The 13,761-nt window shown below is 68.3% G+C and carries 14 protein-coding genes; 9 read left to right on the forward strand and 5 right to left on the reverse strand.

All coding sequences use genetic code 11. The features are described 5' to 3' along the window. Positions 1 to 73 precede the first annotated feature (73 nt). Both GJG85_RS06290 and GJG85_RS06295 read left to right on the forward strand, forming a co-directional pair. Positions 74 to 595 (forward strand): phospholipase D-like domain-containing protein, encoded by a 522-nt coding sequence (locus tag GJG85_RS06290; RefSeq protein ID WP_050015179.1) that lies wholly within the window; start codon positions 74 to 76, stop codon positions 593 to 595. Between the two features lie 125 nt (positions 596 to 720). Then, positions 721 to 1,368: a phosphoribosyltransferase family protein gene (locus GJG85_RS06295; RefSeq protein ID WP_050015181.1), complete on the forward strand. Its 648-nt coding sequence runs from the start codon at positions 721 to 723 to the stop codon at positions 1,366 to 1,368. A 7-nt stretch (positions 1,369 to 1,375) separates the two neighbouring features. On the opposite strand, the gene GJG85_RS06300 is transcribed toward GJG85_RS06295, so the two are convergent. Further along, positions 1,376 to 2,593, reverse strand: a complete 1,218-nt coding sequence (locus GJG85_RS06300) for a polyhydroxyalkanoate depolymerase (RefSeq protein WP_050015183.1) — start codon at positions 2,591 to 2,593, stop codon at positions 1,376 to 1,378. 166 nt (positions 2,594 to 2,759) lie between these two features. Here GJG85_RS06300 and GJG85_RS06305 point away from each other — a divergent pair, with 166 nt between their 5' ends. Together GJG85_RS06305 and GJG85_RS06310 are read left to right on the forward strand one after the other, a co-directional pair. Then, positions 2,760 to 3,389 carry a glutathione S-transferase gene (locus GJG85_RS06305; protein ID WP_050015185.1) on the forward strand — a complete coding sequence of 210 codons (630 nt, stop codon included), beginning with the start codon at positions 2,760 to 2,762 and terminating at the stop codon, positions 3,387 to 3,389. 181 nt (positions 3,390 to 3,570) lie between these two features. Further along, entirely contained in the window at positions 3,571 to 3,768 is a 198-nt protein-coding gene (locus GJG85_RS06310; protein ID WP_050015242.1) for a hypothetical protein, read from the forward strand. 107 nt (positions 3,769 to 3,875) lie between these two features. Here GJG85_RS06310 and proP read toward each other — a convergent pair whose 3' ends face one another. Then, positions 3,876 to 5,366 carry a glycine betaine/L-proline transporter ProP gene (proP, locus tag GJG85_RS06315; protein WP_050015187.1) on the reverse strand — a complete coding sequence of 497 codons (1,491 nt, stop codon included), beginning with the start codon at positions 5,364 to 5,366 and terminating at the stop codon, positions 3,876 to 3,878. Positions 5,367 to 5,904: 538 nt separating this feature from the next. On the opposite strand from proP, the gene GJG85_RS06320 reads away from it, so the two are divergent. Beyond that, positions 5,905 to 6,237, forward strand: a complete 333-nt coding sequence (locus tag GJG85_RS06320) for a YnfA family protein (protein WP_050015244.1) — start codon at positions 5,905 to 5,907, stop codon at positions 6,235 to 6,237. Positions 6,238 to 6,264: 27 nt separating this feature from the next. Here GJG85_RS06320 and dnaQ read toward each other — a convergent pair whose 3' ends face one another. The 3 genes from dnaQ to GJG85_RS06335 are packed head-to-tail and all read right to left on the reverse strand — an operon-like array spanning position 6,265 to position 8,292. Then, entirely contained in the window at positions 6,265 to 6,999 is a 735-nt protein-coding gene (gene dnaQ, locus GJG85_RS06325) for a DNA polymerase III subunit epsilon (RefSeq protein WP_050015188.1), read from the reverse strand. A gap of 40 nt (positions 7,000 to 7,039) precedes the next feature. Next, positions 7,040 to 7,483, reverse strand: coding sequence for a ribonuclease HI (rnhA, locus tag GJG85_RS06330; RefSeq protein ID WP_050015189.1), 444 nt, complete (start codon positions 7,481 to 7,483; stop codon positions 7,040 to 7,042). Beyond that, positions 7,480 to 8,292, reverse strand: coding sequence for a class I SAM-dependent methyltransferase (locus tag GJG85_RS06335; RefSeq protein WP_050015191.1), 813 nt, complete (start codon positions 8,290 to 8,292; stop codon positions 7,480 to 7,482). The genes rnhA and GJG85_RS06335 overlap by 4 nt, the downstream gene beginning before the upstream one ends. An 18-nt stretch (positions 8,293 to 8,310) precedes the next feature. On the opposite strand from GJG85_RS06335, the gene gloB reads away from it, so the two are divergent. From gloB to carA, 4 genes are all read left to right on the forward strand, one after another. Further along, positions 8,311 to 9,132 (forward strand): hydroxyacylglutathione hydrolase, encoded by an 822-nt coding sequence (gloB, locus tag GJG85_RS06340; RefSeq protein ID WP_089488316.1) that lies wholly within the window; start codon positions 8,311 to 8,313, stop codon positions 9,130 to 9,132. A gap of 151 nt (positions 9,133 to 9,283) precedes the next feature. Then, a complete protein-coding gene (locus GJG85_RS06345; protein ID WP_204383768.1) occupies positions 9,284 to 10,870 on the forward strand; it encodes a transglycosylase SLT domain-containing protein in 1,587 nt (528 codons plus the stop codon). A gap of 160 nt (positions 10,871 to 11,030) precedes the next feature. Further along, a complete protein-coding gene (locus tag GJG85_RS06350) occupies positions 11,031 to 12,248 on the forward strand; it encodes an MFS transporter (RefSeq protein WP_124630004.1) in 1,218 nt (405 codons plus the stop codon). Positions 12,249 to 12,613: 365 nt separating this feature from the next. Continuing rightward, positions 12,614 to 13,759: a glutamine-hydrolyzing carbamoyl-phosphate synthase small subunit gene (gene carA / locus GJG85_RS06355; protein WP_050015197.1), complete on the forward strand. Its 1,146-nt coding sequence runs from the start codon at positions 12,614 to 12,616 to the stop codon at positions 13,757 to 13,759. Positions 13,760 to 13,761 lie beyond the last annotated feature (2 nt).

The raw sequence follows: 13,761 nt of genomic DNA on the forward strand, positions 1-13,761 counted from the left end.
GTTCCGCACTGTGTGTTGCGTCGGCGCAGCAGCGTCGCAGCCGCCTCTTGTCACGCGAATTGGCGTCGCTACAATGGCGCCCGCCATGAGACCAGCCGCCTTCCTCCTCGCCGCGTTCTGCTGCGCGACGAGCGTCCACGCCAGCCAGATTCCGTCCGACGCCGCATCGGTCGGCACGTACTTTTCGTATGACAACGCGGCGGCCGACGCGACCGTCGATCTGATCGAACAGGCGCAGCGCCGCGTGCTGCTGGCCGGCTATACGCAGGTGCCGCCGACGGTCGCGAGCGCGCTGCGGGCGGCCCGCGCGCGCGGGATCGAGGTGCGCGTCGTGCTCGTGCGTTCGCCGCGCGCGGGCAAGACCAGCGGCGCCGGCTATCTGAAGTCCGCAGGCATCGACGTCGCGATCGATTCGCGGCACGGCGGCCCCGCGTCGCGCTTCGCGATCGTCGACGACAGCGTCGCGCTGACGACGCTGTCCGACGGCGCGGCCGAGCACGCCGACACGGTGAACGTGTTCCGGCGCGCGCCCGAACTCGCGCAGTCCTACGCGCAGTCGTTCTGGCGGCTGTACCGGCAGGCCGCCGGCCTCTGACCCTTTCCCGCGGCGCGTCGCGCACCGGTATGACCCTGCTTGCATCGGCGCGACCGATGAACCATGCTCGTTGACAGGCGTCGGCGCGGGTTGCGCGCGCCCGGCGCAACGGCAGGGAGCCGATCGTGACCGAAAGCAGTTTTGCCGATCGCGCCGATGCCGGCCGCCAGCTGGCCGACGCGTTGCGCGAATACGCAGGGCGAACCGACGTCGTCGTGCTCGCGCTGCCGCGCGGCGGCGTGCCCGTCGCGTATCCGGTCGCGTGCGCACTGCGCGCGCCGCTCGACGTGCTGGTCGTGCGCAAGCTCGGCGTGCCGTTCGACCCCGAGCTCGCGATGGGCGCGATCGCGACGGGCGGCGCGACCCATCTGCAGCGTTCGGTGATCCGCGCGATGGACGTATCGGATGCGCAACTCGCCGACGTGATCGCGCGCGAGACGACCGAACTGCAACGCCGCGAGGCGCTGTATCGCGGCGCGGCGCCGCCGCTGGCGGTGGATGGACGCATCGCGATCGTCGTCGACGACGGTGTCGCGACCGGCGCATCGATGCGCGTCGCGCTGCAGGCGCTGCGCGAGCGCCGTCCGGCGCGCATCGTCGCGGCGGTGCCGGTCGCGCCGGCGGGCGCGGCGCATGCGTTCGACGGCCTGGCCGACGTATTCGTCGCGGTGTCGCAGCCGGCGCGGCTCTTCGGGATCAGCCAGTTCTACGCGCGCTTCGAGCAGACGAGCGACGACGAGGTGCGCGCGCTGCTCGACGCGGCGCGCCCCTGACGCTTCGTCACGTCCGACGGTTCCGGCGCGGGCGCGGTCGGCCGGCTTCCGCCAGCGCGAACACGCGTTGCATCGCCGGATGGACGTTGCCGTGCCAGCGTGGCCCCGTAAACAGTCCGTAGTGATCGCAATCGTCGACGTCGACGCGATGGCGCGCGTCGGCCGAGAGGCCGCTGCACAGGCCGAGCGCCGCATGCGTCTGGCCGGCGCCCGTGACTGTGTCGCGGGCGCCTTCGACGGTCAGCAGCGCGACGTCGCGCAACGCGGCCGGTTCGACGCGCCGGCCACGCACGCGCCACGCGCCGGTCGCGAGCAGCATGCGCTGGAACACGACGTCGACCGTATCGAGAAAATAATCGGCCGGCATGTCGAGCAGCGCGGTGTATTCGCGCAGCGCCCGCCGGGCGTCGGCAAGCCCGGCCATGTCGAAGCGGGAGGCTGCCAGCGCGTAGGTCTCGATCAGCGCCAGGAAGCGTTGCGGATACATCAGCGCGATCTCGCCCTGTTGCAGATAGGTCGGGAACACGCGGCGGCCATGCCCCGCGAACCCGGGCGGCACGATGTCGATCAGGTGGCGCCGGCACCAGTCGAGCGAATGGGCGGCCGCCGCGGCGCCGAGCGCGCTCGGGTTCAGCCGCGCATCGAGCGGGCCGCCGATCAGCGTGATGCTCGCGGGCGGAGCGAGGCCGCGCGCGGCCCGCAGCGCGAGTGCGCCGAGCGCGGGCACGGTCGCCTGGCACACGGCGACGACGTGCAGCGGCCGATCGTCGTGCTGGAGCGCGTCGACGAAGCCGTCGAGCATCGCGACGTACTCGTCTAGCCCGAAACGGCCTGCCGCGAGCGGCACGTCGCGCGCATTGCGCCAGTCGGTCACGCAAACGTCGCCATCGGCGAGCAGCGTTTCGGCGGTTTCCCGCATCATCACGGCCGCGTGCCCGACGAGCGGCGCGCACAGCAGCACGGTGCGGCGCGCGTCGGCGTGCGCGAAGCGCCGCAAGTCGCAAAACGGCGTGTGCGCGACCACCTGCTCGCCGACGTCGGGCCACGCGAGATCGAAGCCCGGCGGCGCGGCCTGCGGCCCGAGCAGCGGTTCGAACAGGTCGTCGTAGCACGACGACGCGGCATGCGGCAGCGACGCCGCGGGCCAGGCATCGAACGCGTACCGCGTCGCCGCGCGCCATGCGCGCATCCATTCCCGCTGCTGCTCGACGACGGCGTACCACATGGCGGACCCTGGGGCGGAAGGAGCGTGAATATTCATTATGGTCACTGTGGCCGCGCAGCGGGAGGCGGATGTGCGGGCGGCTGATCTGCATCACGCGCACGCTAGGCGCTGCCGCGCGACGCTGCTACAGTCGTCGGTCCCATTCCCTCGAAACGGAGCGTTTGCGATGAAACTGATCGGTATGCTGGATTCGCCGTTCGTGCGCCGGGTCGCCATTTCGGCGAAGCTGCTCGACCTGCCGTTCGAACACGAGTCGATCTCGGTATTCCGTCATGTCGAGCGGTTCAGGGCGCTCAACCCGGTCGTCAAGGCGCCGACGCTCGTGACCGACGGCGGCGCGACGCTGATCGATTCGTCGCTGATCGTCGACTATCTCGATCATCTCGCCGCGCAGGAGCGGCGCCTGCTGCCCGACGCCGTCGATGCCCGATTGCGCGCGCTGGTGCCGATCGGGTTCGCGCTGGCCGCCGCCGAGAAAACCGTGCAGTTCGTCTACGAGCAGGCACTGCGGCCGTCGGACAAGCAGCACGAACCGTGGGTCGAACGCGTGCTGAGCCAGCTCGAAGGCGCATACGGCGCACTGGAGCCGCTGGTCGCGGCCACGAACGGCTGGTTCGGCGGCGCGCGGCTGCTGCAGTCGGACGTGACGGTCGCGGTGGCGTGGCGCTTCACGCAGTTCATGGCGGCCGACTACCCGGCGCTGGCGCGGATCGATCCGGCCCGTTATCCGGCGCTCGCCGCCCATTCCGCGCGGGCGGAAGCGCTGCCGGCCTTCGTCGATACGCCGCTCGCGTAGCTTTTGAAGCGGTTCGCCGGGCTGCCGCACGCCGCTGTCAGGCGCCGCTCGCCGTTGTCCGGCAAGCCGCTGCCGATTGTTCTCGGCCGCTGACAAGTGACTTCGCATTCGCGCTGTTTATCCGGACGCGACCGATCCCTAGAATCCACTCCATCAAATCACGCATTGCCAGATGGAGCCGATGATGAAAGCCCTGATTGAATCGAGCCTGTACCACCCGTCCGTCGTGTTGGCGCTTGCCGGGCTCACGCAGCTGATGGTCGAGCGCGATTTCAATCTCGGCCAGGTCGGGATGATCGTCGCGGCGCGCGGTGCGCAGGCAGCCGTGTCACGGTCGCGCGCGCTGATCTTCTGCCGTCACTGCGAAGCGCACGCATGAACGCGCACGCCGACTGAATGAAAAAAGCCCGGCCGGCGCAAGCCGGTCGGGCGGATCGGGTTCGATCGGGCCCCGGCTTCGGCCGGGGCTTTTTCATTGGGCGACGCTCACGCGCGGGCGGGCGTCGCGACGCCGTAGATGTCCGATTCGTCGTCGTCCTCGCGCAACTGGCGCGCGAGCTGGTGCGCTTCGCGGCGCGTCGCGACGGCCGGCGGCGAGCCCTTCAGCGGCTGGCGCGCGGTTTCGGCGAGCGCGACGACCGACACGATGCCGATCAGCGCGGCGCCCATCATGTAGTACGCGGGCATCATCAGGTTGTGCGTCACGTCGACGAGCCATGCGGTCACCAGCGGCGTCGTGCCGCCGAACAGCGACACCGACACGTTGAAGCCGATCGCGAGCGCGCCGTAACGGATCTCGGTCGGGAACAGCGCGGGCAGCGCCGATGGCATCACGCCGGTGAAGCACGACAGCAGCACGCCGAGGATCAGCAGGCCGCCGAACACCGATGCCGTGGTGCCCGTGTGGATCAGCATCAGCGACGGGATCGACAGCACCAGCAGGCCCACGCAGCCGGCGAGCATCACCGGCTTGCGGCCGACCTTGTCGGACAGGCGGCCGGCGTACAGCGTCATCGGCATCATCAGCACCATCACGAGCAGCACCAGCACGAGGCTGTGCGATTCGTCGAAGTGCAGCGTCGACGACATGAAGCTCGGCAGGTACGACAGCACCATGTAGTCGGTCACGTTGAAGATCAGCACGAGGCCGACGCACAGCAGCAGTGCACGCCAGTTGCGCAGCAGCGTCTCGCGGAAGCGCGTCTTCGGCACGGCCTTGTCCTGCGCTTCGCGCGCTTCGGCCTGGCGCTTGAACGCGGGCGTTTCCTCGAGCTTCATCCGGATGTACAGTCCGATCAGGCCGAGCGGCCCGGCGATCAGGAACGGCACGCGCCAGCCCCACGACAGCAGCGCGTCCTGCGACAGCGACGCGGTGAGCAGCGCGACGACGCCCGCGCCCAGCACATAGCCGATCAGCGTGCCGAACTCGAGGAAGCTGCCCATGAAGCCGCGACGCTTGTCGGTCGAGAATTCGGCGATGAAGGTCGCCGCGCCGCCGTATTCGCCGCCGGTCGAGAACCCTTGCACGAGGCGGGCGACGAGCAGCAGGATCGGCGCCATGATGCCGATCGACGCATAGCTCGGGATCAGGCCGATCGCGAAGGTGCCGACGGCCATCATGATCATCGTCGCGGCGAGCACGCGCTGGCGGCCGATGCGGTCGCCGAGCGGCCCGAACACCATGCCGCCGAGCGGACGCACGAGAAACGCGGCCGCGAACGTGCCGAAGGTCGCGAGCAACTGCGCGGACGGGCTGCTGGACGGGAAGAACACCTTGCCGAGCGTGACGGCGATATAGCTGTAGACGCCGAAATCGAACCATTCCATCGCATTGCCGATGGCCATCGCGCTGACGGCGCGCTTGAGCAGGCTCTGGTCGACGACGGTGATGTCGTCCGCGGCGAGCGGGGCTTCGCCGGACGGCGAAGCGGTGGAAGAGACAGCGGTCGGGCTGACGTGTGTTGCGGTCAAGGTCATGCACTCCTTTGACAGCGCCGGAACGGGCAGGGCCGTCCGACACGGTTTGCCGGCGAGCGCGGTGTCGTGTGCTGCGCGTCGGGGCAGACCTTTAAGCACTTACTGCGCGGGGGGCAGCAAAGGGCCAAGGGGTTGCTTCGACGCGGGCCCGATGGGCCGTCGCGACAGTGCGCTCATGAAGAATGGGCCGCGTGATGCGAGCGGCAGATGCCGGTGCGGACGAGATGTCCGGTGTTCCGGCAACGCCCCGGAGGGGCAACGAAACGAGAAAAGCGGGCCTGTCGGGCGGGCTTTCCTGTGGATGCAATTTCGATCGAGGCACCGGCCCGCAGCGTGCGGACGGACTTCTCTCAAAATCGAAAAGACAGAGATTGAATGTTGAAACAGGCGACATGATAGCACGATGACTGACGATCGTGCAAATTGCGCGGAATCGCCCGCCTGGCGGGGCATCCGGCGCGGCCCGCTCGGGTATGATCGGCGGCGCGCGTCGCGGCCGAGCGTCCGCCGCGACGGGGCTGAATTCGTGAGGAACCGGATGACCGAACTGATCAGGATCGCGGCGCTGTTCGCCGCTACCGCGCTGGCCGAAATCGTCGGCTGCTATCTGCCGTGGCTCGTGCTGAAGGCCGGGCGCCCGGCCTGGCTGCTGGTGCCGGCCGCGCTGTCGCTCGCGCTGTTCGCGTGGCTGCTGACGTTGCACCCGAGCGCGGCGGGGCGCACGTATGCCGCGTACGGCGGTGTGTACATCGCGGTGGCGCTGATCTGGCTGCGGGTGATCGACGGCGTCGCGCTGACCCGCTGGGACGTGGCCGGTGCGGTGCTCGCGCTCGGCGGGATGGCCGTCATCGCGCTGCAGCCGCGCGCATGAGCGCGGCCGCGACGCGGGCCGCGGGTATTACGCTGCTTCGGCGGTATCTGTCTCGGCGGACTGGCGCCACACGCAGGTGCCCTTGACCGACTTGTCGAGCTCGTCGAGTTGAGCCTGGTGCGCGGCCAGCTCGTCGTCGCTCGCGACCACCACGGCGAGGTCGAGTGCGGCGAGCGACACGCGCTGGCCGTTCGCCGCACCGCCGCCGACGCCCGCGTCGTCGAGCATGTCGATCACGAGGCTGTCCTGGCCGCGCGTCATCGCGAGATACACCTCGGCGAGCAGCTCCGAGTCGAGCAGTGCGCCGTGCAGCGTGCGGTGCGCGTTGCTGATGCCGAAACGGTCGCACAGCGCGTCGAGCGAGTTGCGCTTGCCGGGGAACATCTGCTTGGCCTGCACCAGCGTGTCGATCACGCCGCCGCAATGCTCGGTGAACGGCGGCAGGCCGAGCCGTGCGAATTCGGCGTCGAGAAAGCCGAGGTCGAACGGCGCGTTGTGGATGATCAGCTCGGCGTCCTTCACGAAGTCGAGGATCTGATGGGCGACTTCCGCGAATTTCGGCTTGTCGCTCAAGAATTCGGTCGTGAGGCCGTGCACCGCCAGTGCGCCCGGATCGCTGTCGCGTTCGGGGTTCACGTAGAAGTGCAGGTTGTTGCCGGTGAGCCGCCGGTTCAGCAGCTCGACGCAGCCGATTTCGATGAGACGGTCGCCCGTGCGGGCGTTCAGGCCGGTGGTTTCGGTATCGAGAATGATCTGGCGCATGTCGGGAAAAGCAGGAAAAACGGGAGAGGGCGGCCGGTGTTCAGGCGGCCAGCGATTCGACGCCGCGGTTCGCGAGCGCGTCCGCGCGCTCGTTTTCGGGATGACCTGCATGGCCCTTGACCCAGCGCCATTCGATCTCGTGCTGCACGACGAGCGCGTCGAGCCGCTTCCACAGGTCGGCATTCTTCACCGGCGTCTTCGCCGCGGTGACCCAGCCTTTCTTCTTCCACCCGTGGATCCACTCGCTGATGCCCTTCTGCACGTATTGCGAGTCGGTATGCACGATCACCCGGCACGGCCGCTTCAGCGCTTCGAGCGCGGCGATCACGCCCATCAGCTCCATGCGGTTGTTGGTCGTGTTCGGCTCGCCGCCGAACAGTTCCTTTTCCTTGTCGCCGTAGCGCAGCAGCGCGCCCCAGCCGCCGGGGCCGGGGTTGCCCTTGCAGGCGCCGTCGGTATAGATGTCGATGGTGTCGATTGTCATGAACGTTCTTGGTGAGTGGTCGGGGAGGCCGCCGGCGTCAGGCCCGGTGCGAGCACGGGCTTCTTCATCTTGATCGGGCCGACGAGGCGCATGCCGCGCACGCGCTTGACGGCCGTCACCATGTAGACGGCGCCGAAGATCGGCCACCAGCGGTCGCCGGCGGCCTCCATGAAGCCGTAGCGGGCCAGCCACTGGTCGGTGGCGAGCGGCGGCCGGTAGCAGCCGAAGCGGCCGCGTTCGAGGTCGAAACCGAGCAGCTTGATCCAGTCCTTCAGCCGGATGAACGCGATCTGGTCGCGCGTGGCCGGCACGAACGGGCGGTTCGCCATGCGCCCGAACGACTGCCGCATGCCCCACAGGCTCAGCGAATTGAAGCCGGTGATCACGAGCTGGCCTTCCGGCATCAGCACGCGCTCGGCCTCGCGCAGCAGGCGGTGCGGGTCGGACGTGAATTCGAGCGTGTGCGGCATCACGATCAGGTCGACGCTCTGCGACTCGAACGGCAGGTCGAGCAGGTCGCACCAGGTCGTGCTGCGGTCGGCGGGCGCATGGCCCGCCGTGTGCGCTTCGCGCGCCCACGGATACTGATACGGCGCGCTCGCGCCGCTCGCCGGGTCGAGCACGAGGCCGCGATACGGCATGCGGTTCTCCCGCAGCGCGTCGAGCTGCGGCAGGCCGAGCTGCAGCGCGTGGAAGCCGAAGACGTCGGACACGATCCGGTCGAGCTGCGCCTGTTCCCAGCCCAGCACGTAGCGGCCGGGCGGCGAGTCGGTCCAGGCGGGCCAGTCTATAATTTGTGGATCGGACATAACGATGATTGCGCGCCCATGAACGAGCTGGAATACGTGCCGGTTCCGGCATTCGAAGACAACTATATCTGGCTCGTCTCGGACGGCCGCGATGCGATCGCCGTCGATCCGGGTGAAGCCGCGCCCGTACGCCGGGTTCTTGCCGAACGCGGATGGCGGTTGACCGCTATTTTACTCACGCACCACCACGCCGACCACGTCGGCGGTGTCGACGCGCTGCGTAATAGCCAACCGGACGATGCTCTCCTCCCCGTTTACGGTCCCGCCGCCGAAGCGATCGGCGTGGTCACGCGGCCGCTGGCGGGCGGCGATCGCGTGACGCTCGACGCGCCGACCGTCGCGTTCGACGTGCTCGACGTGCCGGGGCATACGCGCGGCCACATTGCGTATTTTCAGACGGCCGGTCAAGGCGCGGCCGGGCAGGGCAACGCGGAGCCGCACGTGTTCTGCGGCGACACGCTGTTCTCGTGCGGCTGCGGCCGCCTGTTCGAAGGCACGCCCGCGCAGATGCTCGCGTCGCTCGACGCGCTCGCGGCGCTGCCGGGCGACACGCGCGTGCATTGCGCACACGAATACACGCTGTCGAACATCCGCTTCGCGCTCGCGTGCGAGCCCGGCAATGCGGCGCTCGCCGCGTGGCGCGACGACGCGCAGGCGCTGCGTGCGCGCGGTGTGCCGACGCTGCCCACGACGATCGCGCACGAGCGCGCGGTCAACCCGTTCATGCGGGCCGACAGCGCGGCGATCCGCGCGACGCTCGAGGCCGAGCTGCACGAAACGGTGACGGATCGTCTGGCCGCGTTCACGCTGATGCGCGAATGGAAAAACCGGTTCCGGTAACGTTTTTCGGAGGACTCCAAAGCTCAAGCGGTGTCTGTAAAAATTGCTCCAAATGTAGGATTTCGCTGAGTTTTCGGTGTTTTTATTGACGTGAAGCACGCACTTCCGTAGTATCGCCTGCAATTTCCAGCCGTCGGAAGCAGAGATTTTCATGCGACTTATATTGAGTGCGATGGTGGTGCTGCTACTCGCCGCTTGTGCGAGCCAGCCCCCTGTCGCCAACACCGCCGCCGATCCGCAGGCGACGTCCAACTACCTCCGTAAATCAGCCACCGCCAAAGAAACTGTCGACGTCGACAAGCAATCCGTCGGCGACCTGACCACGGCAGACTCCGATCTCTGGGCGCGCATCCGCCGCGGCTTCCAGATGCCCGACCTGCAGAGCGATCTGGTCGACATGCAGACGACCTGGTATACGCAGCGTCCCGATTACGTGCAGCGCATGACCGAGCGCTCGCAGAAGTACCTGTACCACATCGTCGAGGAACTCGAGGCGCGTCACATGCCGACCGAGCTCGCGCTGCTGCCGTTCATCGAGTCCGCGTACAACCCGCAGGCGCTGTCGGTCGCGAAGGCGGCCGGCATGTGGCAGTTCATGCCCGGCACCGGCCGCACGTACAACCTGAAGCGCAACATGTGGCAGGACGAGCGCCGCGACGTGCTCGCGTCGACGAGCGCCGCGCTCGACTACCTGTCCCGCCTGCACGACATGTTCGGCGACTGGTATCTGGCGCTGGCCGCGTACAACTGGGGCGAAGGCAACGTGCAGCGCGCGATCGCGCGCAATCAGGCGGCCGGCCTGCCGACCGACTACCAGAGCCTGCGGATGCCGAACGAGACGCGCAACTACGTGCCGAAGCTGCAGGCGGTGAAGAACATCATCGCGAGCCCGCAGCAGTACGGCCTCGCGCTGCCCGATATCCCGAACCATCCGTATTTCGTGACGGTGACGACGTCGCGCGACATCGACGTGGCGGTGGCCGCGAAGCTCGCGAACCTGCCGCTCGACGAATTCCGCTCGCTGAACCCGTCGTTCTCGAAGCCCGTGATCCTCGGCGCGACCGAGCCGCAGATCCTGCTGCCGTTCGACAACGCGTCCGCGTTCGAGAAGAGCCTGAAAGCCTACAACGGCCAGCTGTCGTCGTGGACCACCTACACGGTCAGCGAGCGTGCACGCCCGGCCGCGATCGCCGAGAAGATCGGCGTCGACGCCGATACGCTGATGTCGGTCAACAAGATTCCGGCCGGCATGCGCCTGAAGCCGGGCTCGACGATCGTCGTGCCGCGCGGCGATGACGACGACGAGGACATCAGCGCCGACGTCGCCGAAAACGGCGCGCTCGCGATGGAGCCGGACGTTCCCGATACGCGCAAGATGCTGATCCGCGTGCGTCGCAAGCAGTCGATGGCGGCGCTCGCCGGCCGCTACGGCGTGTCGGTCGGCCAGTTGAAGGCGTGGAACCGTACGCACCGCGATCTCGTGATGCCGGGCCAGGCGCTCGTGCTGCACGTGCCGGTCGGCCGTTCGGTGCCGGCGGAACCCGGTCCGGAGCGGATCGCGACGTCAGCCGCCGGTGCGCACATCGAGCGCGCGAGCCTGGCGGTGGGCGGCAAGTCGCATGGTGGCAAGCGCAGCGTCGCCAAGTCGTCGGCGAAGTCGGCGAAGTCGGCGAAGGCTGCCGCTCCTGTGAAAGCCGCGCCGGCCAAGACTGCCGCGCACAAGGGCAAGAAGAAGTAAGCGCGGCCGTCGCGCGCGGCGCAGCGGCCGGTGAGGCCCGGACGATTGCGCTATCATCCGACGAATTCGACGAAACGCCGTCACCGAGGTGACGGCGTTTTCGTTTGTGCGCGGCGCGTCGGCGGCTGCGTCGCGCGTCTTCATCCAACAAGGAGAAGCGATGTCGTCGGTGCAGGTGAGGGTGCTCGCGCTGTTTTCGGTCGGGTATTTCGTGTCGTACGTGTTTCGCGGCGTCAATCTGGGCTTCGCGCCGTTCGTCACGCACGAGCTCGGGCTGTCGGCCGCCGATCTCGGCCTGCTCACCAGCCTGTATTTCCTCGGCTTCGCGGGCGCGCAGATTCCGGCCGGCGTGATGCTCGACCACTTCGGCCCGCGCCGTGTGACGGCCGGCATGCTGCTGTTCGCGGCGGCCGGCGCGGCCGTGTTCGGCGCGGCGCACGGCATCGGCATGATGATGGTCGGCCGGCTGCTGATTGGTGTCGGCGTGTCGGTGTGTCTCGGCGCGGCGTTCAAGGCGCTCGCGCAGCATTTCCCGGTCGGCCGGCTGCCGCTCGTCAATGGCCTCGTGATGGCCGTGGGCGGCCTCGGCGGCGTGATGGTCGGCTCGCCGCTGACCTGGCTGCTCGGCTGGGCGAGCTGGCGCGCGATCTGTTTCGGCCTCGCGGTGCTGACGGTGATCGTCGCGGCGTCGATCGGCTTCGGCGCGCCCGACGCGCAGCAGGCGCGCCACCAGGGCGGGCTCGTCAGCCAGTTCAAGGGCACGTGGCACATCCTGACGAGCCGCGCGTTCTGGAAGATTGCGTCGTTCTCCGTCGTCACGCAGGGCGTGTTCTACGCGATGCAATCGTTGTGGGTCGGGCCGTATCTGCGCGATGTCGGCGGGTTCGACACGCCGCATGCCGCGCGCCTCGTGTCGGTGCTCGGCTTCGCGATGATGGCCGGCTGCGTTGGCTTTGGCGCGGCGGCGCGCGTGCTCGAGCGGCGCGGCGTGTCGGTTTACGCCACCTGCGGCATCGGCATGGCGCTGTTCGTCGCGACGCAGCTCGCGATCGTCGCGCGCGTGCCGTTGTCGCCCGCGATGCTGTGGGCCGCGTACGGAATGTTTGGCGGCGTGGGCATCCTGACCTACGCGGTGATGGCCGGACATTTTCCCGCCCATCTGATCGGCCGCGCGAACACCACGCTCACGCTCGTGATCTTCCTGTTGATCTTTGCGTTCCAGATCGGCGTTGGCGCGGTGCTATCGCACTGGCCGGCGGTCGACGGCCGTTATCCGGCGGCCGCGCACTTCACCGCGTGGGGCGTGCTGCTCGCGCTGCAGCTTGCGAGCGCGGTGTGGTACGTGTGGCCCGCGCGCGGGACTGGTCAAGCGCACTGATCCGGCGGTACGCTGGCGGGTAGGGCGGCCGCGGAAACGGGGCCGTAGCACGGTGCGCTGCGCCGCCGGACGCGGCGCACACACGATCGGACGGCCATATCCATTGAAGATGGGCCCATTTTCAGGCTATAATTTGAAAGTTTGTGCTGATCAACCTCGCACCCTAGCGCCTACCTCATTCATCCCGTTCATCCGCCGCACGCCGCCTGCCGGGCGATGCCGCGAAGCCTCGTGCGCCACGCGCCGGGTTCGCGTCTCGACAACGCAGGCCGCGTCCAGCTAGCGACCGCGCGCGCCCACGCAGCGCGGCGCTTGCGCGGCAGGGTAAACAGGTCGGCAGCAGGGTGTTCCCCAAGGAGCCTCCCGTGTTGCCGTCTTTTTCTCCCGCCTTGCTTGCACTCGCCGACGGCACGGTCTTTCGTGGTTATTCGATCGGGGCCGAAGGCCATACGATCGGCGAAGTCGTGTTCAATACCGCGATCACCGGCTATCAGGAAATCCTGACTGATCCGAGCTACTCGCGCCAGATCGTCACGCTCACCTATCCGCATATCGGCAACGTCGGCGTCAACGCCGAAGACGTCGAAGCCACGAAAGTCCATGCCGCCGGCCTGATCATCCGCGATCTGCCGACGCTCGCATCGAACTTCCGCATGGACCGCACGCTCGGCGATTACCTGCGCGACGAAGGCGTCGTCGCGATCGCCGGCATCGACACCCGCAAGCTGACCCGCATCCTGCGCGACAAGGGCGCGCAGAGCGGCTGCATCCTGACGGGCTCCGACGACGAAGCGAAGGCGATCGAGCTCGCGCGCTCGTTCGAGGGCCTTGCCGGCATGGATCTCGCGAAGGTCGTGTCGACCACCAAGCCGTTCGAGTGGAAGCAGACGGAATGGCGTCTCGAAGGCGGCTACGGCATGCAGGAGTCGCCGAAGTACCGCGTCGTCGCGTACGACTTCGGCGTCAAGTACAACATCCTGCGCATGCTCGCGGAGCGCGGCTGCCACGTGACGGTGCTGCCGGCTCAAGCCAGTGCGGAAGATGCGCTCGCGCTGAATCCGGACGGCGTCTTTCTGTCGAACGGCCCCGGCGATCCGGAGCCGTGCGATTACGCGATCGCGGCCACCAAGGCATTCATCGAGCGCGGCGTGCCGACCTTCGGCATATGCCTCGGCCACCAGATCATGGGCCTCGCGGTCGGCGCGAAGACGCTGAAGATGAAGACGGGCCACCACGGCGCGAACCATCCGGTGAAGGATCTCGGCGACGGCCGTGTCGTGATCACGTCGCAGAACCACGGCTTCGCGGTCGATGCCGATTCGCTGCCGGCCAACGCGCGCGTGACGCACGTGTCGCTGTTCGACGGCACGCTGCAGGGCTTCGAGCTGACCGACAAGCCGGCGTTCTGCTTCCAGGGCCACCCGGAAGCGTCGCCCGGCCCGCACGACATCGGCTACCTGTTCGACCGTTTCACCGCGCTGATGGACGCGGCGAAGCAGCGCACCGCTTAACG

Source organism: Burkholderia sp. MS389 (assembly GCF_016899425.1).
In the GTDB taxonomy this organism is placed as follows: domain Bacteria; phylum Pseudomonadota; class Gammaproteobacteria; order Burkholderiales; family Burkholderiaceae; genus Burkholderia; species Burkholderia sola.